29 protein-coding genes and 1 tRNA gene are annotated in these 22,710 nt (G+C 39.4%); 11 read left to right on the top strand and 19 right to left on the bottom strand.

Translation table 11 applies throughout. The annotated features are described in order from the left end of the window. Nucleotides 1-42 precede the first annotated feature (42 nt). From M3P19_RS09370 to M3P19_RS09405, 8 genes are read left to right on the top strand one after another with little or no spacing between them, the layout of a single operon-like run. The gene (locus M3P19_RS09370) at nucleotides 43-1,002 is read left to right on the top strand and encodes a DUF2157 domain-containing protein (RefSeq protein ID WP_249657406.1); all 960 of its coding nucleotides are present in this window, start codon (nucleotides 43-45) and stop codon (nucleotides 1,000-1,002) included. After that, nucleotides 981-2,042 carry a DUF4401 domain-containing protein gene (locus M3P19_RS09375; protein WP_249657407.1) on the top strand — a complete coding sequence of 354 codons (1,062 nt, stop codon included), beginning with the start codon at nucleotides 981-983 and terminating at the stop codon, nucleotides 2,040-2,042. Before M3P19_RS09370 ends, M3P19_RS09375 begins: the two co-directional genes overlap by 22 nt. Further along, nucleotides 2,035-2,523 (top strand): GDYXXLXY domain-containing protein, encoded by a 489-nt coding sequence (locus M3P19_RS09380; protein ID WP_249657408.1) that lies wholly within the window; start codon nucleotides 2,035-2,037, stop codon nucleotides 2,521-2,523. Before M3P19_RS09375 ends, M3P19_RS09380 begins: the two co-directional genes overlap by 8 nt. Nucleotides 2,524-2,576: 53 nt before the next feature. Beyond that, nucleotides 2,577-2,879, top strand: a complete 303-nt coding sequence (locus tag M3P19_RS09385; protein ID WP_249657409.1) for an ArsR/SmtB family transcription factor — start codon at nucleotides 2,577-2,579, stop codon at nucleotides 2,877-2,879. A gap of 41 nt (nucleotides 2,880-2,920) precedes the next feature. Beyond that, nucleotides 2,921-4,324, top strand: a complete 1,404-nt coding sequence (locus M3P19_RS09390; RefSeq protein ID WP_249657410.1) for a pyridoxal phosphate-dependent decarboxylase family protein — start codon at nucleotides 2,921-2,923, stop codon at nucleotides 4,322-4,324. Further along, nucleotides 4,321-4,848, top strand: a complete 528-nt coding sequence (locus M3P19_RS09395; protein WP_249657411.1) for a DinB family protein — start codon at nucleotides 4,321-4,323, stop codon at nucleotides 4,846-4,848. The genes M3P19_RS09390 and M3P19_RS09395 overlap by 4 nt, the downstream gene beginning before the upstream one ends. Nucleotides 4,849-4,867: 19 nt before the next feature. Beyond that, a complete protein-coding gene (dcm, locus tag M3P19_RS09400) occupies nucleotides 4,868-6,103 on the top strand; it encodes a DNA (cytosine-5-)-methyltransferase (RefSeq protein WP_249657412.1) in 1,236 nt (411 codons plus the stop codon). After that, on the top strand, nucleotides 6,093-6,701 hold the full coding sequence (locus M3P19_RS09405; protein ID WP_249657413.1) for a hypothetical protein: 609 nt from the start codon (nucleotides 6,093-6,095) through the stop codon (nucleotides 6,699-6,701). Before dcm ends, M3P19_RS09405 begins: the two co-directional genes overlap by 11 nt. Here M3P19_RS09405 and M3P19_RS09410 read toward each other — a convergent pair. The 16 genes from M3P19_RS09410 to M3P19_RS09485 form a co-directional block, all read right to left on the bottom strand. Next, complete coding sequence (locus tag M3P19_RS09410) at nucleotides 6,698-7,390, bottom strand: nitroreductase family protein (RefSeq protein ID WP_249657414.1); 693 nt, start codon at nucleotides 7,388-7,390, stop codon at nucleotides 6,698-6,700. The genes M3P19_RS09405 and M3P19_RS09410 overlap by 4 nt on opposite strands. 29 nt (nucleotides 7,391-7,419) lie before the next feature. Next, the gene (locus tag M3P19_RS09415; RefSeq protein ID WP_249657415.1) at nucleotides 7,420-8,397 is read right to left on the bottom strand and encodes a TolB family protein; all 978 of its coding nucleotides are present in this window, start codon (nucleotides 8,395-8,397) and stop codon (nucleotides 7,420-7,422) included. A gap of 121 nt (nucleotides 8,398-8,518) precedes the next feature. Next, nucleotides 8,519-8,983, bottom strand: coding sequence for an HAD domain-containing protein (locus M3P19_RS09420; RefSeq protein WP_249657416.1), 465 nt, complete (start codon nucleotides 8,981-8,983; stop codon nucleotides 8,519-8,521). A 14-nt stretch (nucleotides 8,984-8,997) separates the two neighbouring features. After that, the gene (locus M3P19_RS09425) at nucleotides 8,998-9,495 is read right to left on the bottom strand and encodes an RDD family protein (protein ID WP_313791621.1); all 498 of its coding nucleotides are present in this window, start codon (nucleotides 9,493-9,495) and stop codon (nucleotides 8,998-9,000) included. Between the two features lies 1 nt (nucleotide 9,496). Further along, the gene (locus tag M3P19_RS09430; protein WP_249657418.1) at nucleotides 9,497-10,366 is read right to left on the bottom strand and encodes a HEPN domain-containing protein; all 870 of its coding nucleotides are present in this window, start codon (nucleotides 10,364-10,366) and stop codon (nucleotides 9,497-9,499) included. Nucleotides 10,367-10,404: 38 nt separating this feature from the next. Beyond that, on the bottom strand, nucleotides 10,405-10,764 hold the full coding sequence (locus tag M3P19_RS09435) for a hypothetical protein (RefSeq protein ID WP_249657419.1): 360 nt from the start codon (nucleotides 10,762-10,764) through the stop codon (nucleotides 10,405-10,407). Between the two features lie 68 nt (nucleotides 10,765-10,832). Continuing rightward, nucleotides 10,833-11,243, bottom strand: coding sequence for a hypothetical protein (locus M3P19_RS09440; protein WP_249657420.1), 411 nt, complete (start codon nucleotides 11,241-11,243; stop codon nucleotides 10,833-10,835). 7 nt (nucleotides 11,244-11,250) lie between these two features. Further along, nucleotides 11,251-11,715 (bottom strand): hypothetical protein, encoded by a 465-nt coding sequence (locus tag M3P19_RS09445; RefSeq protein WP_249657421.1) that lies wholly within the window; start codon nucleotides 11,713-11,715, stop codon nucleotides 11,251-11,253. 9 nt (nucleotides 11,716-11,724) lie between these two features. Continuing rightward, a complete protein-coding gene (locus M3P19_RS09450; RefSeq protein ID WP_249657422.1) occupies nucleotides 11,725-12,249 on the bottom strand; it encodes a hypothetical protein in 525 nt (174 codons plus the stop codon). 115 nt (nucleotides 12,250-12,364) lie between these two features. Further along, nucleotides 12,365-12,712, bottom strand: coding sequence for a hypothetical protein (locus tag M3P19_RS09455; protein ID WP_249657423.1), 348 nt, complete (start codon nucleotides 12,710-12,712; stop codon nucleotides 12,365-12,367). Nucleotides 12,713-13,206: 494 nt separating this feature from the next. Beyond that, nucleotides 13,207-13,752, bottom strand: a complete 546-nt coding sequence (locus M3P19_RS09460) for a GNAT family N-acetyltransferase (RefSeq protein ID WP_283777928.1) — start codon at nucleotides 13,750-13,752, stop codon at nucleotides 13,207-13,209. 110 nt (nucleotides 13,753-13,862) lie between these two features. Next, nucleotides 13,863-14,345, bottom strand: a complete 483-nt coding sequence (locus tag M3P19_RS09465) for a VOC family protein (protein WP_249657424.1) — start codon at nucleotides 14,343-14,345, stop codon at nucleotides 13,863-13,865. 73 nt (nucleotides 14,346-14,418) lie between these two features. Further along, nucleotides 14,419-15,234 carry an AraC family transcriptional regulator gene (locus M3P19_RS09470; RefSeq protein ID WP_249657425.1) on the bottom strand — a complete coding sequence of 272 codons (816 nt, stop codon included), beginning with the start codon at nucleotides 15,232-15,234 and terminating at the stop codon, nucleotides 14,419-14,421. Then, nucleotides 15,231-15,668, bottom strand: coding sequence for a GNAT family N-acetyltransferase (locus M3P19_RS09475; RefSeq protein ID WP_249657426.1), 438 nt, complete (start codon nucleotides 15,666-15,668; stop codon nucleotides 15,231-15,233). Before M3P19_RS09475 ends, M3P19_RS09470 begins: the two co-directional genes overlap by 4 nt. Beyond that, the gene (locus tag M3P19_RS09480; protein WP_249657427.1) at nucleotides 15,668-16,588 is read right to left on the bottom strand and encodes a cation diffusion facilitator family transporter; all 921 of its coding nucleotides are present in this window, start codon (nucleotides 16,586-16,588) and stop codon (nucleotides 15,668-15,670) included. The genes M3P19_RS09475 and M3P19_RS09480 overlap by 1 nt, the downstream gene beginning before the upstream one ends. A gap of 15 nt (nucleotides 16,589-16,603) precedes the next feature. Further along, nucleotides 16,604-17,035 carry an RpiB/LacA/LacB family sugar-phosphate isomerase gene (locus M3P19_RS09485; protein WP_249657428.1) on the bottom strand — a complete coding sequence of 144 codons (432 nt, stop codon included), beginning with the start codon at nucleotides 17,033-17,035 and terminating at the stop codon, nucleotides 16,604-16,606. A 593-nt stretch (nucleotides 17,036-17,628) separates the two neighbouring features. On the opposite strand from M3P19_RS09485, the gene rnr reads away from it, so the two are divergent. The 3 genes from rnr to M3P19_RS09500 are packed head-to-tail and all read left to right on the top strand — an operon-like array spanning nucleotide 17,629 to nucleotide 21,194. Next, the gene (rnr, locus tag M3P19_RS09490; RefSeq protein WP_249657429.1) at nucleotides 17,629-19,818 is read left to right on the top strand and encodes a ribonuclease R; all 2,190 of its coding nucleotides are present in this window, start codon (nucleotides 17,629-17,631) and stop codon (nucleotides 19,816-19,818) included. Nucleotides 19,819-19,852: 34 nt separating this feature from the next. Next, nucleotides 19,853-20,533 carry a head GIN domain-containing protein gene (locus M3P19_RS09495; RefSeq protein ID WP_249657430.1) on the top strand — a complete coding sequence of 227 codons (681 nt, stop codon included), beginning with the start codon at nucleotides 19,853-19,855 and terminating at the stop codon, nucleotides 20,531-20,533. A gap of 1 nt (nucleotide 20,534) precedes the next feature. Then, nucleotides 20,535-21,194 (top strand): LysE family translocator, encoded by a 660-nt coding sequence (locus M3P19_RS09500; RefSeq protein ID WP_249657431.1) that lies wholly within the window; start codon nucleotides 20,535-20,537, stop codon nucleotides 21,192-21,194. 29 nt (nucleotides 21,195-21,223) lie between these two features. Here the strand turns inward: M3P19_RS09500 and M3P19_RS09505 are convergent. The 3 genes from M3P19_RS09505 to M3P19_RS09515 form a co-directional block, all read right to left on the bottom strand. Next, a tRNA-Cys gene (locus tag M3P19_RS09505) sits at nucleotides 21,224-21,294 on the bottom strand. A gap of 45 nt (nucleotides 21,295-21,339) precedes the next feature. Beyond that, complete coding sequence (gene folB / locus M3P19_RS09510) at nucleotides 21,340-21,702, bottom strand: dihydroneopterin aldolase (protein WP_249657432.1); 363 nt, start codon at nucleotides 21,700-21,702, stop codon at nucleotides 21,340-21,342. Nucleotides 21,703-21,745: 43 nt separating this feature from the next. Further along, nucleotides 21,746-22,696 carry a PorP/SprF family type IX secretion system membrane protein gene (locus M3P19_RS09515; RefSeq protein WP_249657433.1) on the bottom strand — a complete coding sequence of 317 codons (951 nt, stop codon included), beginning with the start codon at nucleotides 22,694-22,696 and terminating at the stop codon, nucleotides 21,746-21,748. Nucleotides 22,697-22,710 lie beyond the last annotated feature (14 nt).

Genomic DNA, 22,710 nt, shown 5'->3' on the forward strand with positions numbered 1-22,710 from the left:
TTAGAGGTCCATGGATCATCCGTTTTTAGTATATTACTGACTATGGAAGAAATCCGTAGGGAAGAAATAAGGCTCATTGCCAAGTTCAGTAATTGGAGTTCTACTGCTGTTTCTCAGGTATTGAATAAAAACATCTACAACGATTCCAACTCTTGGATTCGGTTTTTAAAATTGTTTTTACTGGGAACTGGGGTTGCATTTACCGTAGCGGGCATAATATTTTTCTTCGCCTATAATTGGGACTCCATGCATAAGTTTTTCAAGCTCGGATTAGTTGGGAGTCTAATCCTTGTTACTGTTTTGGCCGGTTCTTTCATCAAAATGAACCCCGTTTTAAACAAAGTGCTCCTAACAGCCGGAGCGCTCTTGGTTGGTGTGTTTTTGGCCGTTTTTGGACAAATTTATCAGACTGGGGCTAACGCTTACGACCTCTTTTTAAATTGGACGTTATTTATCGTAATATGGGTTGCAATTGTAAATTTTGCCGCACTCTGGACGGTTTTTATCACCTTGGTGAACATCACTATAATCCTATACTCAGAACAAGTGGCCCACGATTGGTCTGTCGTGTTTTTGTTCACTTTACTGTTTTGGATCAATAGCTTGTTTTTACTACTTTTTATGCTGGGCTCAAAGTGGATACCAGCCCTTAAAATGCCACAATGGTTTAATTACCTTCTGGCATTGGCCGCTATAACTTATGCCACAATGGGCGTTTGCGCAGGATTATATGATCCTCCGGAAGCTGCCTTTTATCTATTGCTATTGACTGGCGCAATACTCTATACAGCTTCGGTTTGGCACGGGCTTTTAAGACAAAAACCCTTTTACCTATCAATTGTTGGCTTTAGCGGCATTATTATGGTTACTGCGCTATTAATTAAAATTTCTGAAAGTGCGGGAATGTTCTTTTTTATCAGCTTATTCATAATTGCGAGTATTACGGCTTTAATACTGCTGCTCGTTAAACTACATAAACGATGGAGCCGAAGACTAGATTAAAACACTTATTGGGCAAAATCCAGGATGGCAATGACCTCAACCTTGATAAAAAGGCGTTGGAGGCAGCAATGGCCGCAAATGGTTCGGAAAAGTCCAGCTTGTCCATTAAGATTCTCTCCGTTGTTGGTGGCATATTGGCCTCGTTGGCCTTTATGGCCTCATTGACTTTTTTCGGGATATATGATTCAGAGATTAGCATGTTGGTTCTTGGCGTAATTTTTATTGCCAGTTCCCTTGCTTTAAATCGGTTATATGACAATTTAATAACGGATACCTTTAGCATATCCATTTATCTCATTGGTATAGCCCTGGTAATTGCTGCGTTTTTAAGTTGGGATATAGACGAAAATGTTGTGACGATTTCGGTGTTGATTGTGGCAATTTGCAGCCTTTTTATTGTACGGAACTTCATGCTTTTGTTTATATCAATAATGGCAATAGCCGTTTGTTTGATGATTCTTATTATTGCTAATGACCGTTATGAACTTATCCATCTTTTTATTGCGTTTTATGCTTTTTCCTTGTTGATATGCTTTCGCACAGAAGCGCTTTTTTTCACATCAGGTAACAAAACCTCAAGTGTTTATGGCCCATTGCGTATTGGGCTAATATTCTCTTTTTTGATGGGGCTGATTGCCCTTGGGAAAAGAGGGTTGATTCCCGTGGATGAAAATTGGATTTGGCTTTCTTCCTTATCCATACTTATAGCAAATGTCTACCTTGTTTACGATATCCTAAAATTGATGGCTGTTGTGCGAACTAATAGCAAAGTGTTGATTTATCTACTCACTTTGTTGGTGCTGCTCCCTACTTTATTTGCGCCCTCAATTTGTGGGGCCATTCTAATCATACTTTTGAGTTTTAAAGTGAATTACAAAACCGGGCTAGGGATTGGTATTATTGCACTGATCTATTTTGTTTCTCAATACTATTACGATCTTACTTTTACCCTATTGACCAAATCCATTATCCTGATGAGTTCCGGACTTGTGCTTTTATGCTGCTATTTCCTACTTCTTAAAACCAGTAAAAATGAGTAAAATCCAAAAGATCTTGATACTTGTGAACCTAATATTGGTCGCTATGCTTTTGGGTAATTCTGTTATCAAAAAAGAACGTTTGCTTGAAGATGGCACTTTGATTTTATTGGAATTGGCTCCCATTGATCCACGCTCTCTAATCCAGGGTGATTATATGCGATTGCGCTATGGTATTTCCAACGAGATTGATTACGACAGCATTACCAAAAATGGGTATTGTGTGATTTCAATTCATGAAGACGGCACAGTTAAATCGTTCAGGATTCAAGAAAATAAAGTGCCAATCAATGCTGGAGAGCTCTTGATCAATTATCACAAAAAGGCTTGGAACAATATTAATATTGGAGCAGAATCTTACTTCTTTCAAGAAGGTGAAGGCGAAAAATATGAAGCAGCCAAATACGGAGGGGTTAAGGTTGATGGTAATGGAAATAGTCTGTTGGTTGGTTTGTATGATGAAGATTTGAAACTGATAGAATAACGGCTTTATTGATTTTGATATCGACATATCTCGATATTTACTATATTTGAAGTATGGACCTAATTGAAGTGCACAAAGTACTTTCCAACAAAACCCGGATGGAGATTTTACGATGGTTGAAGAATCCGGAGCAGGAGTTTCCTCCACATAAAGAACTGGGCCATTTTAACTTTGGGGTTTGCGGACAGCATATCTTCGAAAAATCGGGATTATCACAGTCTACAATTTCAAATTACCTCTCCCAACTTCAAAATGTAGGGTTGATTACACCTACACGGATTGGAAAATGGACCTATTTCCAGCGAAATGAGGAAAATATCAATTCCTACTTAAAGGAAATAGCCAAAGAGCTATAATTTTTTTAGTTTATAAAATCGATAATTATCAATATTTAGATATGAGTGGCCTCCAAAAACAAATGTTCGCTGAGTTGCAATCCCAATCAGATTTATCCAAAGCACATGAGTACGCCAAAGACTATATTGCTGAGATCTTTGAAAGGAATGTCTTTCCCACTACCACAGCGCTCGAAGAATTACAACTTTTTGAAGAGAATTTACCACATAAAAAAGGAGATTCTACCCAGGTGTTGGAATTGTTACAACGCCATGGTGCACCAGCCACTGTTGCAACCTTGGGTGGTCGTTATTTTGGATTTGTCACAGGAAGTGCACTCCCCATTACCTTGGCAACCAAATCCCTATCCACAGTCTGGGATCAAGCACCAGCAATGCAAGTACTGTCGCCTATTGGTAGTAAACTGGAAAGTGTCGTGGAAAAATGGCTTCGTGACTTATTTGGTTTACCGGAATCAACAGTAGCGGGTTTTGTAAGTGGTACATCCTTGGCCAATTTATGCGGTTTGGCAGCAGGACGCTATCATCAATTGGATAAAATGGGGTGGAATGTTAACGAAAATGGATTGAATGGTAGTCCGAAACTCCGAATTGTAACTGGAAAACAAGCACATTCCACCGTATTAAAAGCCATATCGTTGTTGGGGTTTGGGTATAAGAACATTGAGTGGGTGGAAACTGATGAACAAGGTCGAATCCTCACATCGCAAATCCCAGAATTGGATGCTTCCTGTATCTTAATTCTTCAGGCAGGCAATGTTAATACTGGATCTTTTGATGAATTTGAAAAAATAGGTAGAGAAGCTGCCGAAAAAGGCGCTTGGATCCATGTTGATGGTGCCTTTGGTCTTTGGGCACAGGCCACACAAAACCTATCCTATCTCACCAAAGGCATTCAACATGCCCATTCCTGGGCTGTGGACGCCCACAAAACACTCAACACGCCCTACGATAGCGGAGTCGTGCTCTGTAAATACCCAGAAGCGCTGAAGTCGGCCTTACACATGACCGGAAGCTACATCATCAAAGGTGAGGAGCGAGACGGTATGTTTTATACGCCTGAAATGTCGCGTAGGGCTCGAATCATAGAACTTTGGGCAGCATTAAAGTATTTGGGGAAAGAGGGGGTCAATGAAATGGTTGAGACCTTCCATAAACGAGCTGTCCAGTTTAAAAATGAAATTTCAAAAATTGAAGGGTTCCAAGTATTGAACGATGTTGTCTTTAATCAAGTTTTACTGCGGTGCGACACAGATGAGCTTACGCAGACTACCTTGTTCAATGTGCAAGAAAGCAGGGAATGTTGGGCTGGAGGTTCGCAGTGGGAAGGAAAAAAAGCAATACGAATCAGTATTTGCTCCTGGGCCACCACCGAGGAAGATATTTCCCGTGCAGTGGCTTCATTTCAACAAGCTTTGTTAACATCAAAAAAACAACTGTCATGAATTTTGAATTGAACAAATCCATCAAAATCCTAGAGCGAACACCTGCCGTATTCAGGGCCTTATTTCAAGATCTCGATTGCGAATGGGCCACGATTAATGAAGGACCTAAAACATGGAGTGCATATGACATCATTGGTCATTTAATCCATGGTGAACGGACCGATTGGATTCCTAGGGCCAAAATCATTTTAGGAGACAATGAGGATAAAACCTTTAAACCCTTTGACCGTTTTGCGCAAGAAACCCTTTCAAAAGGGAAAAGCACCAATGAGCTATTGGAGGAATTTACACGGCTTCGTCAAGAATCGCTACAGCAACTTAAGGCCTGGAAACTAACGGATGAAGACCTCAACAAAAAAGGAGTTCATCCTGAACTGGGAGCGGTTACGCTCGCACAATTATTATCCACATGGACTATACACGATTTGGCACACATCAATCAACTTAGCCGGGTTATGGTAAAACACTATGCCAACGACGTTGGTCCTTGGAAAAATTACATCAGACTCTTAAAGGACTTGTAGAAAATCCTATTTTTGAAGCATGCAGCAATTAAAGGTATGCGAGCTTTTTGCCGGTGTAGGAGGTTTTAGATTGGGGTTGGAAGACACTGGGAATTACCGTGTGGTTTGGAGCAATCAATGGGAACCGTCTACCAAAATGCAGCATGCATCCCTTGTTTATGAAGCTCGATTTGGTGCTGAAAACCATTCCAATCAAAACATTGAGGAAGTACCTACCTCTGCCATTCCTGACCATGATATCTTGGTCGGTGGATTTCCCTGCCAGGATTACTCCGTGGCCACCACTCTAAAAAACTCAAAGGGCCTTATTGGGAAAAAAGGGGTGCTCTGGTGGTCCATTCACCGTATTATTTCGGAAAAAAAGACCCCTCCCAAGTATCTGTTTTTTGAAAATGTGGACCGCTTGTTGAAATCTCCCTCCACCCAACGGGGCAGGGATTTTGCGGTCATGTTGAAGAGCCTGGATGAATTGGGCTATGCCGTGGAATGGCGCGTGATAAACGCAGCGGAATATGGCATGCCTCAGCGCCGAAGGCGCGTTTTTTTTCTGGGTTATCACAAATCCTCTTCTGCCTACAAAGCAATGGCCAAATCATCTCCCGAGGCATGGATGACATCAGAGGGAACCATTGCCCAAGCTTTTCCCGTTTTCAAGGAAAAAGGCGCGTTATGTTCGTTTGAGCTTTCTGATGATTTGGTTTCCATTTCCGAAAGTTTCAACAAAACAGGTGGGCTTTCACCCTTTCTAAACACCGGTAGTTGCATTAATGGAAAAGTAAGCACCTTAAAAACCAAGGCTTCCCAGACAATGCCGGCAACCACCTTGTCCGACATCCTAGAAAACGGAAGTGCAGATGAAAGCCTGTTCATTCCTGAAGAGGAGTTGCCAAAGTGGACCTATTTAAAGGGTGCCAAAAAAGAGATTCGCAGAACCAAAGCTGGTTTTGAATATAATTACAGCGAGGGCAGTATGGTTTTTCCTGATGCCCTTGATCAACCTTCCAGAACCATAATTACCGGAGAGGGCGGCAAGTCCCCTTCACGGTTTAAACATGTGGTACAAACACGAAAGGGGTTGCGCAGGCTCTCCCCAGTTGAATTGGAACGGTTGAACATGTTTCCGGACAATCACACCCAACTTGCGGGTATTTCTGATACCAAACGTGCCTTTTTTATGGGCAATGCGTTGGTTATTGGTGTGGTCAGGGGAATTGGCGAAGCCCTGTTCCGGAAAATAAAGGAACTTGAAAAGTAATTTTAAATCCGATCTAAACAAAGAACGCCTCCTTTCCAATTATTTGGATCAATGTTATCAAAAACACTTAAAACACTACACGTTTAAGCGCTCCACTATTTTGGAAGATCAATTGAATGGGGTGGATTTGGTGCTCAAACACAAAAGAACCGGGCAAATAATGCTAATAGACGAAAAAGCCCAGTTGGATTACCTCAACGAAAATCTCCCAACTTTTGCTTTTGAGCTGTATTACGAGAAACATGGCGAACAAAAAACCGGGTGGTTGTTGGATGCGAACAAAACCACGGATTTCTATGCTTTGGTTACTGGAATTTATGCGGATGAAGTGGATACTTTTACCGCTTGTAACATCACTTTTGTCAATCGGAAAAAACTAATAGCATTCCTAGATTCCAGAGGGTTGTCCGTTAAAAAACTGAAGAGCTTAGCGCTATCGCAACCCCATTATCATGGGAAAATGGAGTTAGAACGACTAAACCCGTATACGGAAGGTTACCTTTACTTCTCCAGAAAAAACAAATCCGAAAAACCGGTAAATCTTATCTTAAAACTAGAGCTGCTGATACGGATGAAGCTTGGAAAAAGGCTTGTTTAATCATAATACACTGCAACTTCTTCCAAGGACTTTCGATGGATGTCCGGGACATAGGCCGGAGATTTTGGATAACCCACCGGAAGCAACAAAAATGCACGTTCATTACTGGGCCTGTCCAGTATTTTGGTCAAAAAATTCATTGGGCTGGGAGTGTGGGTCAATGTAACCAAACCTGCATTGTGAATGGCTGATATTAGCATGCCACAGGCAATGCCTATGGACTCATTTACGTAGTAATTATTGTGTTTGTTCCCCTGCTCATCAAATTCGTAGACTTTTTTAAACGCAATGATCAACCAGGGCGCTACTTCCAGAAAAGGTTTGTACATGTCCGTTCCCAACGGTTCCAAATCCTTTTTCCAACGTTCACTCATGCGGTGTTCGTAGCTTTCCTTTTCTTCAGCTTCGGCGGCCTTTCGTATTTCCGATTTTAAGGCCGGATTGGATACCGCGCAAAATGTCCACGGCTGTTTATGCGCCCCTGATGGTGCGGTAGATGCACTTTTAATTAAATTATCTATGATTTCCTTGGGGACTTCTTGATTGGAATATTCCCGTACAGAACGACGTGTATCCAACCATTCATGAAATGCCTTGCTGCGCTCCACGGATTCGTTGGCAGAAAAGCTATCCGCTTCATAAATCACATGTGTATACCCATTGCGTGTGATGTGGTCCGGAGTTGTCATGTTAATCGGATTTTATCGCTATTAAATCCTCAATTTACAACAACTGTTTGACCCAATAGGTCTTTCTTCAACAATCCAAAATCAATCCACATAATGTCTCCACTTTCTTCTTCATCCTCTATATAACGACCTCGGTGAAAAAACAAATAATTGCCGTCTGGAGAGACACTGGGACACATTTCGGTTTTCTCGGTATTTACTTGCGGACCCATGTTGATGGCCTTGGTCCATTGCCCATTCTGTTTAAAGCTGATAAAAAGGTCACTGTCCCCAAAACCTTCGTCCTGTTCCGCATCAAAAATGATATAACTTTCATCCGGCGCAATGTATGGGTGTGCTTTCCATTTGCCATCAATATTGACGTTAGGAGCCAATCGTTCTATGGTGCTGTATGTTCCTGCTTCGTTTGCGGATTTATAGATGCCGCCGTCCCCACGTTCCGCGCCTTCTTCCCGTGAGGTGAAATACAAATTGCCTTCATCTGAAGCGGTAAGGAACATTACAAAGCGGTCACTGAACGGCGCTGTCAGCGGTTCTGGTTGGCCCCAGCCGGTTGGTGTTTTTTTACTCTTCCATTGGTTTAACCCTGAAGATTCTGTGGAATCTGGTAGGGGTCGCAAACTGCCAAAATAGAGCATGTCCCCTTTTGGACTTATATGCGGTTCAAAATCCCATCCAATTTCCGGTTTAAAAAAGGCCAATTCTGGAGCTTGCCATTTGCCTTCCTCAAATTTCATGTGGAAAATCTCGTTATCTGCATCCTTTTTGCGTCGTGTAAAGAACATCTCGTCCATTTCTGGACTAAAGGTGATGGCGAACTCAAAGGCATCTGTGGAAACAATGCCGGGCATAAAAACTTTAGGCGTTGTGCCCGGTGCATTTTGCCAGGAATAAGAGGTCTCTTTTACGGTTGGTTCTGTGTTTTTTGGTTGTTCTTTTTTGGTGTTACAGCCCATAACAACCATGGCCAGCGCAAAAGTGGCGCAGTGGAATTTGCTTGTTTTCATTTCTTGATTTGATGGTGGTGGATTGAACGCCAATGCGCCTATCCGATTTAACCGAATCAAGATAGAACCTTTGGTTAACCCCCGCTAGCGGTTTAACCTTTTGTTGGGAAAGCTGAAGCTATTATCGAATTTCCAGCAGTTTTATAGCCTCTTCTAATTTCTCCGAATTGAATCCTTTTGTTAATTCGGTTGAAACTAACCTGTTTTTAATCCTGTCTTCCAACCCATTTAATGATTTATCATCGTCTATTATCAGAAATTCATTTGGCTTAACCTCCGATATAAATCTTACTATTTCCTCCTTCCGGTTTTTACAATCTGGGTATTCCGGTAAAAATCCAGAGATTCTAGTTTGTATTCCTCGGTTCTTAAAAATTAAGTTGAATTCCGCCAACGTCATTTTTGTTCTTCTTGTAGAACTCAGCCAAATTTCAAATTCAGTGAGTGACAGTAGTCGGTTCAAGTTTTCAACACAAGAGTGATTAAATTCAGAATAACCATCCGCGTGAATTCGGTCTGCTTTCCATGGTGGGTTTGTTATCAAAACCCCGTCTAAGTCCAATATTAAAAGTTTAGTTTTTCCCATATTGAACCAACATATTATCTTCCGAATTTGTTCATCAGTTCACGCCAAGCCGACACCAAACTCTCCTGTTCCGAATCCAACAACTCCGTTTTGGCCAAAAAATCCCCAATTCTTCTTTTTGGGTTAATAACAGCACAAACTACTTCAACTGGCCAGAGAAATCCTATGGTTAGATTCCTAAAAAAACATTGAAGGCCGCTGGCTGCGTTTCCAGACTTTAAATCCACAACCTGATATCCAAAAAATCTCTTGCCAAGACTTTTTCCCCTCAACAAATCTTTGTTTAAATAGAAGAATATGAACAATACCAAAAGTCCATCAGCAATTTTAGATTCTAATTTCGGATTTGAATCGGCAAAAACTATTTCAACCAAAATGAATATTGGGGCGAAAAATAACCCAAATAAAAAGTAATCTAAAAAAATCAGCATTAGGCGCCTAATTCTTAGGTTTCTAATGCTTAAAATTTCATTGACAATTATTCCTCTTTCCGAATTCTTCTGTTCTGGCATCCTATTTCTCCTCTGAATCTTTAGCTATCTCCCCTATCTTCCCCCCACAAATCTCCTCCGTTAGCTGCTTGAGTTTATTTACCTGCGCTGCTAAAATCTGCAACTCCGTTTTGGTGATCTGGTATTCGTCCATTTTATAACGGGCGTCTATATAGGCGCGTTTTAGGAGCTCAAAACGGTGTTTTTCTTCATCCGTTGTTTTTGGGAACACGGCAAAACGGGCATCGCACATTTCTGCTTTTATGCCCAGGTTTTCCAGATTGTGGTCTTTGGGACGGTAGTCTGTAAACACCAATAAAATGGTGGTGTAAAAGCGCTCCGTGGCTTGGTGAAGATTAAATGCTGCCAAATGGAAATCTGGTTTGTTTAAGCAATATTCAAATAGGTCTAAAAACCCTTTTGCACTCTCAAACCACTGGTCAAAATGGTCTTGGGCCTTTTGGCGGTACTGCTCCGGTGTTAGTTTTTTAGGGGTAGCCAGTTTGAATTTTTCGGAATCGTACAACACAATCCCCTCTTCTTTAATGTCCTTAAAAAAGTAGTTGCCCTGGGTCAGGGAGGCATTGAGTTGTTTTATGCCATGGAAAATTAGGCTTACGGGTGTGGTCACCTTTCCGGTATCTACCAATTCTTGTTTTATCTTCCCTTCTATCCGGAATTTTTGTTTGAGGTCTTCGTGGGTGAGTGCCACTAGAATATCAAAATCGCTACGGTATTCGTAGGTGATGCCTTTTTCTACATATTTGTCCTCTACCCAATTGCCGCGGGCGTGGCTTCCAAAAAGGATCACCATTTCCACTTCTTTAATAGGGGACAGCTGCTGGGTAAGCAGTTCTAGTTCTTCTTGTTTGGATTTGGGGAGATGATTCACAAGGGAAAAGTAAGGAATTTTTGGGATGGAGGATTGTTTTATTCACTGGTGTTCTGTGCAAAATCCACTATTTTGGTAACCAAGTAATGGGCAACAATCCTTGGTCCCTCCATACCATAAGCTTTCATTCCCACATAAATTTTGTCTTTGTGATATTTTTTCATGTCATCGCTCACAACCCACATTCTTGCACTTCCTGATTGCGGAACCTGGGCTATGGATTTTGAAATGACTTTTCCATTTTTATCTAAAAATTGGGGCCAAATCATAAATAAATCATCTGCTGTGTGTGACGGATGTTCATAGCTGAAATCCCATTTTATTCCTGGTGATGGCAAATTCCTTCTGCCTCCTTCTGATTCACCAAGAATTCTATATTCCACTTCAAAGTTGTGCATTTAATTATAAGTGTTTCTGCTTTTGGGCGTTTGGCAAAACCAAAGTAAGGAATTATTTGGGTTGTGGATTATTCGTTTCTGAAACGGCAATATTCTTTTTTCACCAAACGAGCTCTTTTGATTAAGGTTCCGTCCTTTTTCAAAGGATATAGATTCCCCTCTTTAAATGCATAGAACTTTGTGCCAAAGATCTCTTTTCCAGATGAAAGAGACTGCGCTATCCTCTGGATTGAATCCAGGTCTGATTCGCCAAATTTCAACATCACCACTTGATCAGTGTCTATTTGATAAATGCCATCGCCCCAATTGTGGGCCAAATCACCGACAAATTCATAAATGAACGTCCCGTCCTCATTCAATTGAATTTTAGTAACGAACATGTTGTTCTTTTCAGAATAGTTTGTGTAGCATCCAAACACTTGTTTTTGACCAAAACCTGAAAAAGAAATTAGAGACAAAAGCAGCATTGTTTGTTTCATGTTAATTTTAAATACCACCCCGCTCTGTTTTTATCACAATTAATCTTTCTTTCTCAAACCTAAAATAGGTTTGGTGAAAATGACTGTAAACCAACTCCATCTTTTTCTTTCCTTTCCTTTTGGCAGCATAGGGAGTCAATGTAATGTGGAAAAGACCGTTTTCAATGGTCAATGGAGAAACTTTAACCAAAATCAAATGATTTTTATTTTTCCTAAAATGCTCCTTTTGATTTGCAAAACCTAATTTTTTGATTTCAAAGCCCCTGATGGTTTTAGGTATTCTCATTAGGTAATCCTCATACTCAACATAAACGGTTTTTGACTCAGTTTCCTTTAATTGTTCAATGTACTTTTCCAGTGCTTTTATATATAGGGAGTCAGTTTCTTTTGGTTGAAAAAAAGAACTAAAATCATCAGATTGACCAAAAGAAAAAGAAGTAGACAGCAAGAATAAAAGCAAAATTTGTCTCATGGTATGTGCTTAATTCAGATTTAGAAGTGTCGCAGCCAGATATCGGTAAACTTTTTTGTCAATGGGGTTAGGAGAAACAAAAAATGACAAAACACTCTCGCCATACCTTTCCCTATTCATATCCTTAGCAACAAAATAAGTAGGGTTTCCACTGGCAATTTCATAACCTTCCTTATAAAACTCCGAATGAAAAGAGATAAATTCCTTCTTATATATTGAAAAGTCAAACGCCGTAGCAAGCAATTCGTTTGGTTTGGTTTCATTTTTTACTTTCTTGATTTCAACTTTATCAATCTGATCAAGATCAGCACGAACTATTGTATAATGGGTTCCTCTATCTAGAATAATTAGATAAGATATGTTACCTGACGAAAATAATACGTAAGGGCAATTCTGATTAACCTGATTTAGAATGATCTTGTTAAAAACCAAGTCTGCCTTTTCTCTGCTATCTGCATAATATCCTTGTAGTTTGTCTTGTGAAAAAGCAATGCTGGAAATTAAAAGAAAAGATAGATATATGAGGTCCTTCAAAATGGCTTGGCTAATTGTTCAAACCAAAAGTACCTGTTCAACGAAATTTATAAAATCAAAAACGAGGGAACCGGGTGTTTGAATGAGTGAAAGCTAAATTAGGGTGGTATAAGCCTTAATTGTTTGGCATTATTTTGTCTTTTAGTTCTTTGTCCAAAACCAAAAGCAGGAACAATAGACCTAAAAAAATAGGGTTAATGCCTACGCCGGCAATACCAATCTTATAAGATGTAATATAAATATCCAAATACCCTATTAACCCAATAAACAGTGTTGCTAGAAAGAAATAAGAATAAGATTTTCTATGTATAATGTAAAGTACTAAAGCAATAACTATACAGCCCATTCCAATATAATGTTCTCGGCTTAAAATATAGTTGGAGGTCATCATTATTACTATTGAAACGGCAATCAATAAGATGGAAATAATCAATGGGATACTATTGACTTCTATTTTTTTCATGGCCCTTAACCTTTATCTCTCTAAAATAAACGCTTTTTAATTCTGTTGGTTTTTCTTAATGCTTCCTACCCTGTAATCTGCTCTCAATCCAATCATGAAAGTAGATAATTACTCCTATTAAAAGATGAAATGCTATGAGCGCTTGTCCAATTATTCCGCTGATTTCAGTTGAATATATTCCAAAGAGACCAATAAGAATATGGTAGGCCGTTAACAAATACAGGCCTGTATTTGATTTGCCTCCCAACACCCAAATAATTAAAAACAATTGAATTATCAATCTAACTATTTGAGTTGGTAATCTTTCTGCTCCCACCTTATTGTAGACTAGTATCATTAATATCAATTCCAATAATAGTGTTAATAGAATTGCAATTATCAGCACAGGTCTTTTATACATAATAACAGGATAATTCGTCTTTACAACTATTACTAATAATTAATATTGTACCCGGTAATTATTATTGGGTGTTCAAGAAAGTTTAATTATAAACTTAACTTACAAAATCAGATTCCAAAATCGCGTAATGAAAATTATCGGACCAGCCGCTTTTTAGTGGTAGCACTTTTCGCTTTCTGCCTTCCCGGGTCATGCCTGCTTTTTCCAATACACGGATGCTACCCAAATTGTCCACGGCACAGCCTGCTTCAATACGGTGAAGCCCTAATTCGCCAAACCCAAACTTTAAAATTTGGTTAAGGCTTTCAGTGGCATACCCGTTGCCCCAGAATCTGGAGTGCAGTTTATACCAGACTTCGGCAATTTTAAACTTGGGCATACCCAGATTCAGCGCAATAAGGCCTACAAAGTCCTTGCCCTCCGCCAACTCAATTTTGAAGGCAAAATTCGTGTGCTGTCCCGAGTTGTTTTTTTCAATCCAACCAGACAGAATTTCCCTCGTTTCTTCCAAATTCTTAGGAATGCCCAGGGTGTTGAACTCATCTGTTTCGGGCAGGGAATGTAGTTCGTGGATGTGCGTCAAATCATCCAAGGAAACTGGACTGATCAACAGTCTTTCCGATTGTAGTTCTATGTCCATGATGTTCTTTGATTGATGGTCTAATTACCAACTAAAGTTACATCATTGATTTTAAGCGGGTTTTTTAGTGTAAATCGAACATGCAAACCACGTGTTTAGGTTATTCCCTATCAATTTGGGGAATTCAGCCCCATCTTGTTGCCTTCCGAATCTAAAAAGAGTGCGAAAAAGCCACTTTCGTCAGCGTGTGGCGTTTTGGGCATAAGTATCTGACCACCTTTTGGAGTTACTTTGTCCAAAGCAGCCTGCAAATCGTTTCCGCCATCTAAATAAATGGTAATTCCCGTGGCCGATGGTTCATTACCTTCCCCTTTTACAATCACCCCGGTAACCATTTGTTCTTCATAAGGCAGCAGGCCCATTTCCATGCCTGGGAATTCCAGTTTTTCAATCTCGATGTCCAAAATTGTTTGGTAAAAATCAATGGCACGGTCAATGTCCGTAGCTGGAATTTCAAAAATGGAAATATAGCTTTTCATGGTGGTCGTTTTTGGTGTTTCAGTGTTAACGGGTTGTGGTTTTTCTTTTGGGTTACAGGCCATGCCTATTCCTAAAAGCAGAAAAGCAAATAGAGCCGATTTTATTGTTTTCATGTTGCGGGTTAATTTGATGGTTAAAACTAGATTAGGTTCTCTCTACAAAATTGTAAGAATGCGACACCGGTTTTTATTTATAAAAGGCTGCGGATAGTTCCATGTTCTTATGTCCTAAGAATTCCTTTGGGCTTATTCCGGTAAACTCCTTAAAGTCCTTTATGAAATGGGCCTGGTCGTAATAATTGCTTTCGTAGGCAATATGGGTTAGGTTCTCCCCTTCTTGGTTCAGCAACATTTTCAACGCGCTTTGCAAACGGATGACCTTGCCCAATTGTTTGGGACTGATTCCTACTTGCGCTGCAAACTTCCGTTCCAATTGCCGTCTTTTGGAGGGTTCTTTTTTTAATATGTTGCTTATGGATGTATTTCCATTGGTTGCCATTAATGCCGCAACCGTATTTGTCACAATGGCATCCACTGTGTCCGATTGGTGAAGGCGTTCCATTAGAAATTTCTCAACTATTCCGATGCGTTCCTGGGTATCCTTGGCCGTAATAATTTGATGTTCCAGGTTGTGCGCTATTGTATCGCCAAAGATGTGGGCAATGGGGGTTTCTTTGTTTGCAAGCGATTTTATGGGTGTTGTTGCAAAATTGGAAAAACCATACGGGTAAAAACTAACAGAAAAACTAGTGACCTGCCCTGTGGGTTCAACATAAAAGGGTTCCAGTGTCTGGCCCAGAACAAAGGCGCGGGGTTGTAAAATATATGCTTGTTCCGAGGTATAGCGTTTGATATCATCCCCCAACACAAAAGCCATTTCAATTTTGCCATCTGGAACTATACGTTGCTTTTCTGGCTGGTCTGTAGCCGGTACTTCCAAGGTCCAATAGCAGCTGATCAACGCTGCTAAATCGGGATGGGGTTGAAAGGTCTGGTAGTTCATTTTTTCATTCGAATATGTGGAATACCGTCCTCTAAATATTCTTCGCCAAATTCTGTAAATCCTAAACTATTGTAGAATTTTAAAAGATAGGTTTGTGCGGATAGTTCAATTGGAGTTTCAGGAAACCTTCGTTCCAAATCTTTCAGGGAAGCTTCCATGATCACCTTTCCATAACCAAATTGCCGTTGGTCCTCAGCAACCACTACCCTGCCAATACTTGAATTTTCAAAATAATCCCCAGGACCGAACATGCGGGTGTAAGCCACCAGTTTTTCGTTTTTTATTCCTAAAACATGAATGGCTTTTTGGTCTTTTCCGTCCAAATCTTGATAGACGCATTCCTGTTCCACCACAAAAACGGCAGATCGCAATTCCAACAGCTGGTAGAGCTCTGTTGTTGATAATTGTTCAAATGTCTTAATCTGTATTTCCATTAGTCCTGCACTATTACACTTTTGGAATCACATTTATCAAATTCCGGTTGGATGTTCACATGGTTGATTCCATGTTTATGGTAGACATGTTCTTCAATATTAGCCAATATTTTATCAAATTCAGACAATCGAATATCCTCTATAAAATCAATATGGGCCTCCAAATGGATCTCATCTTCATTCAATTGCCAAATATGTACATGGTGTACATTCTTCACTGGGTCCAAGGCACAAATAGATTCCACTATTTCCTTTATTTCAATGGTGCTTGGGGTAAAAAGCATCAGCACCTTGGTGGATTCTTTGAGTAAATCATACCCCATATACACCAAATACAGTGCTATGGCCATGGTCAAAACAGCATCTACCCAGAATATTTGGTAATATTTCATCAATACACCACCTATTAAAACCGCTACGGAAGCCATCATGTCCGTTAGTAAATGAAGATACGCTGATTTCATGTTCATGTTGTCAGCGGAATCCTTTTTCAACAACAATACACTAAAACCATTGCCTAAAATGGCAATCAAGGACAACCAAATCACAAGATCGGATTCAATTTCTTGAGGCTCAAGAAAGCGTTCCACAGCTTCAATCATTAAAATGGCCGCCACCACCATTAAAGTGGCAGCATTTATAAAGGCGGCAAGTATTTCTGCCCGTTTATAACCAAATGTCCTGTTTTTTGAGGCCTTTTTTTGGCCCAACAGTGTGGCCACATAACTTATGATCAAGGATAATACATCACTGAAATTGTGCAATGCATCTGATAATAGGGCAAGACTGCCTGAAATAATGCCGCCAACCACCTGGGAAACCGTGATGACAATATTAAGCGCAATGGAGATGAGAAGATTTCTCCCTTTTAAATCATTATGGGAATGCGAATGTCCATGATGGTGATGGTGGTGCCCCATAGGTAATGAATTTCCCTATCGGCAAGGAATTTTTTCGATACGTCGTTCGTGTCTACCACCTTCAAATTCCGTATTAAGAAAAGTTTCCACCATTTCCAGCGCTTGTGGCAAAGCAATAAAACGTGCTGGAAGACTTAGGATATTAGCATCATTGTGTTCTCTGGCCAATGCTGTGATTTCCTTGCTCCAACAAAGTGCCCCTCGCACATTCTGATGTTTGTTGATGGTCATACTAGCACCGTTTCCACTTCCGCAGATTACAATACCGAGATCTACATTACCAGCTTCCACATCGTTGGCAACGGGATGGACAAAATCCGGATAGTCTACACTATCAGTACCATCGGTACCATAATTTACCACTTCAAATCCTTTGGATTTCAACAAGCCTATAATTGCCAGTTTATAGTCGGTACCGGCATGGTCATTTCCTATAGCTATCTTCATAGTACGTATTTTGGTTTGGGTGTACGCAAAGGTACAATTCTTTTGAAGTTGGTCTGTTGATAAAAATCATTATCATTTTCCATTCATTTAAAAATCAACCAATTGAGAAAATGGGCCAATTGTTGATCTTTCGTAGAAAACTTCGTTAAAGTAAATTTTGAATATTGAAAATAAAATAGCATTACAGAGAATATTTCATATTCAACAAGTGAATTCATTAAAATTTAATCAACGTAAAGCCCACAAATTTTCAGACTAATTAACATTAAATTAAATTCTAGTTTTCAATAAATTCATGTTAACAATACTTATCAAATGTCGTTTATAAGATTTCTAATGTGCTGATTTCTACATTTATTTTGCTGGTATATTTTGTGAACAAAAAATAGATTGTGTTCATCGCAAGTTTATTGTCAAAAATTTATTCCACATTTCAACACCCTATCATCATCATCATTTTAATAAATTTTAAAAAAGAAAGAAAAAAGAGAATAATAAGTATTGTTGATAAATCTGCTTGTGAATTGGTTTCGTATATCTTCTTACTATAGTCAAGGATTATAATTCGTAATTTTCAAAAAATTAAACTGTTAATGTCAAAAAAGAAGAAAAGAGCAAGTAGTCAGCGGAAGAATGAAATAACCAAAGGCATTTTTACAGTTCTAGAAAAAGAACCTAACAAGAGCTTCAATTACAAACAGATAGCTTCAAAACTTGGAATATCTGATACACGAGACAGGAATGCACTGATCAAACGTTTAGGGCAGCTAAAAGCAACGGAACGGATATTGGAAGTAGAGCGCGGAAAGTTCAAGAAGAAACCTTCACTTCATACTTACTATACTGGAAAGGTAGATTTAACTACAAGTGGCAATGCGTATATCATAACCGAAGAATTTGATGATGATGTATTTGTTCCCTACAATAAATTAAACAAGGCTTTTCATGGAGATACGGTTGAAGTTTTTCTAAGACCAAGAAGAAATGGTAAAAAACCGGAAGGGGAAATCGCGAAAGTACTGGAGCGAAGAAAATCCTCTTATGTGGGAATTGTGGACAAGCAGAAGACTTTTGCGTTTGTTCGACCTACCGACCCGAAGATGTACACCGATATTTTTATTCCATTGGAAAAATTAAAAAAAGCCAAGGATGGGGACAAGGTATTGGTAAAATTGGGTGATTGGCCAAATGATGCCGATTCACCTTATGGAGAGGTAGTGGAAATACTGGGAAAACCTGGAGAACACAATACAGAGATACATTCCATTTTGGCAGAGTATGGCTTGCCATATGAATTTCCTTATGAGGTAGAACAATATGCCAAGACCTTGGATACCAGCATCCAAGAATCGGAAATTGCCAAGCGAAGGGATATGAGGGATGTCCTCACCTTTACAATTGACCCTAAAGATGCCAAGGATTTTGATGATGCCTTGTCCTTTCAAAAATTGGAGAATGGTAATTATGAAATTGGGGTGCATATTGCAGATGTATCGCATTATGTGCAACCAGATACCATTTTGGAAGATGTGGCCTATGAACGTGCCACTTCCGTTTATTTAGTGGATAGGGTGGTACCTATGTTGCCCGAAGTACTTTCCAATTTAGCATGTTCTTTAAGGCCAAATGAAGAGAAATATACATTTTCGGCCATTTTTGAAATGGATGAAAATGCCAAGCTTATCAACCAATGGTTTGGGCGTACGGCAATCAACTCCAATGAGCGGTTTGCGTATGAAGAAGCACAACAAATTATTGAGACCAAGTCCGCTGAAATACCAAAGGCAATTTCAATTCGTAAGGATGCTTATGTTGTTTCAGATGAGATAGTTGAAGCAATTTTGACTTACGATAAATTGGCTAAGATCATGCGTAAAAAACGTATGGATGAAGGAGCTATTTCCTTTGATAAGATTGAAGTCCGTTTCAATCTGAATGCCAAGAACGAACCTGAAGGTGTTTATTTCAAGGAATCAAAAGATGCAAATAAGCTGATTGAGGAGTTTATGTTATTGGCCAATAGAAAAGTTGCTGAGTTTATTGGGAAACAAAAAAAGACGTTTGTCTATCGAATCCATGATGAACCGGATGAAGAGAAATTAATGGCCTTAAATGGGGTTATTTCCAGATTTGGACATAGTATTAACCTAAGGGATAAAAAGAGCTTAAACAGCTCTTTAAACCAGCTTCTGAAGGATGTAAAAGGGAAGAAAGAGCAAAATCTTGTGGATACATTGACCATCCGGAGTATGAGCAAGGCCATTTATACCACGGATAACATAGGACACTATGGATTAGGCTTTGAATACTACACTCATTTTACTTCGCCTATTAGAAGATATCCAGATGTAATGGTACATCGTTTGTTACAACATTATCTTGATGGAGGAAAACCACCAAAAGATACCTTGTATGAAGACAAATGCAAGCATTCCTCAGATATGGAATTATTGGCGGCCAGCGCAGAACGGGATTCTATCAAATACATGCAGATAAAATTCATGGAAGACCATAATGACCAAAAGTTCTTGGGTGTTATTTCCGGAGTCACGGAATGGGGTATTTATGTTGAAATCATTGAAAACAAATGCGAAGGCATGGTGCGCATCCGGGATATAAAGGATGACTATTATATTTATGATGAACGTAACTTTGCCATTGTAGGAGAGCGTACCAAGCGAACGTACCAACTTGGTGATGAGGTATATGTGATGGTGAAGGCTACGGATTTAATTAAAAGACACTTGGATTTTTCCTTGTTGGGAAAAAGAAATTTGGAATAACTATTGTTAGATAAAAAGCATATTTTTTTTGAAGATGAAGACTTTAAAATTAGTGCTATTGTGTTTTGTATTTCAGATGGGATACGGTCAAGAGGAAACCTTGACCAAAACATTGAATGGTTTTACAGAGGTTAAAGGATTTGATGGCTTATCCATCAATTTGATCAAGTCAGACGAAAACAAAGCCATTATTAAAGGCGCTCATGTTGATAAAGTAGCCATTGTCAATAATCGGGGTGTGTTGAAATTACGTATGGAAATCGATAAGATTTTCAGTGGGTACCGAACCTTTATCGACCTATATTATACTGATGAGCTTGTTGTAATTGATGTTAATGAAGATGCTAGAATCGCTTCAAAGGATGTCTTTGAACAACAGGTTTTGGATTTACGGGCACAAGAAGGCGGTGAACTTAAAATCAATTGTCAAACAGAACAATTGTTGCTCAAAGCTATCACTGGAGGTGAAATTGAAGTAAAAGGTTTTGCCGAAAACCAAGATGTGATCATCAACACTGGTGGTACCTATGAAGGAAGGGAGTTTAAAACAAAGTTTACAACAGTTAGCGTAAATGCTGGTGGAAATGCAGAAATTTATGCAACAGATTATGTAAAAGCCAATGTAAAGGCAGGTGGGGAAGTATTGGTTTATGGTGACCCCTTAAAAATGGATGAAAAAACTGTTTTTGGCGGAAAAATAATTCGGATGGATTGATATGTTGGAAGATATTCAGGCAGCTATACCTTTAGGATTTTTATTGGCCTTTATGATTGGCCCGGTTTTTTTTGTGCTTTTGGAGACAAGCGCCACAAAGGGGTTTAGGGCGGGTGTAAGTTTTGATTTTGGGGTAATCGTTGCAGATATCGTTTTCTTATTGATTGCTTATTTCAGTAGTTTTCAACTTTTGGAAAATCTCAGTAATCAACCAGGTTTGTTTGTCTTTGGTGGAATGATTTTACTGGTCTATGGTATTGTCATTTTTGTGAAAAAGGCATCTAAGAAAGAAAAATTAAAAGCTTCAAAAGGGAATTATATGGGTTTGATGGTTAAAGGATTTCTACTCAACTTTATCAATATAGGCGTGTTGGCATTTTGGTTGGGATTGATTGTAATTGTTGGTCCTAGTCTGGATAATGATCCTAATCGTATAATGGTATTTTTCAGTACAATGATCATCGTGTATTTTGCTACGGATTTAGTGAAAATTCTACTGGCAAAGCAACTGAAAGGATATTTGACCCAAGAGCGTATCGTTCTAATCAAGAAGGTTTTAGGATTGGTTATTATTGTTTGCGGAATCGTTTTGATCATCAAAGGATTTTTACCTAAGGAAAAATTTGATATCAAAGAGGGAATAGAACGTATCAGCGAATAAAAAAACCCGACTTAATGTCGGGTTTGATGAGGCATCGAGCGGATTCGAACCGCTGTACAAGCTTTTGCAGAGCTGTGCCTAGCCACTCGGCCACGATGCCAATTTAGGCTGCAAATGTACTACTTTTTTTAGCTTACCCAAACCTTTAGTTGGGTCTTTCAGCCTTTAAAACAACAGCAACACTTTGTACATCGCCACCAATTGGAGGATTGATTTTCGCTACTTCGATTTCAGCATTTTCCACTGCTGGAAGTTCTAGGAAAACCCGATCTATAATACGCTTGGCAACATGTTCCAATAAATTGGAGCGTATCGCCATTTCTTCTTTTACAATATTGTTGAGGTGAACGTAATCCACTGTTTCATCCAGCTTGTCGGATTGTGCAGGTTGGGACAAATTGGCATAAACTTCCAGGTCCACACGATAGTCACTTCCAATAAGCATTTCTTCCTTTAAACATCCATGATTGGAATGAACTCGGATGTTTTTAAGCTTGATTTTTCCCACACCATTTTGTTTTGGTGCGACAAAAATAGGTCAAACAAGCTAATTAATACATACACCTACAGTTACTGATACCTTGGAAAAGGTCCATACCCACGGTTACAACATGAGTACCGGTACTGTAGCCAAGTATTTCATTGGTGATTATTTGATAGGAATAACCGAAATAAAAATTCGATTTTTTAAGACCTGCAATTGGTGCTATGTATAATGGCGTACCCAGCTGATCATTCAGGAATCTATAGGTCAAACCAACATAGTAATAATCCTCAAAATCATGGAACCTGAACTTTGCGTTCAAATCAGTAACTGATCGACCATCACTTTCAAAATACTGGTAAAATACTGAAGGTTCAACTTCCAGTTTGCTGTTTTTGCTTTTGGAAATACTATACCCCGCATAGGCATAATAGTTTCTTAGTGTGTTAGGTTCAAAAACAGGATTGAATTGCTCCAAATTCTTATTCAGGATATTGGATGCATTCACACTCACGAAGAACTTTTTATAACGGTAAAGCATTCCCACGTCAAAATTGTGATTGGTCGTTGACTTATCATCAGTTGGCCGTTGCCCGTTAAAGTCGGTGAAATTCTCTACATCTATCCTAAACTGGTTGAAGTTGTATGAAATTCCGAATGATAAAAAGATATCTTCATATCTATCTAAAGTAAGATGGTGTGCAAAAGAAACCCTTGCACCTCTTTGTTTGGTTTCTCCGTTGCTATCGTTGTACATCAACATTCCCAGACCAGATCTGTTTCCAATTCTGGCATCTGCAGCCAAAGTCTGGGTATCCGGGGCATCCTCAATACCCACCCATTGCGTTAGACCATTTAATCGCACTTTAATGTGATCACCTATACCTGCATAGGTTGGGGACATCAGAAAAGGATTGTCCGCAATATATTGCGATAGCTGCGGAATGGTCAATTCCTGGGCAGCACCACCAAAGGTGATTAGAAATACGAGGATTGGGGCTATGTGTTTTTTTAACATGATGCTGTAGGTTA

Source organism: Flagellimonas spongiicola, from assembly GCF_023502425.1.
GTDB classification, from domain to species: Bacteria; Bacteroidota; Bacteroidia; order Flavobacteriales; family Flavobacteriaceae; genus Flagellimonas; species Flagellimonas spongiicola.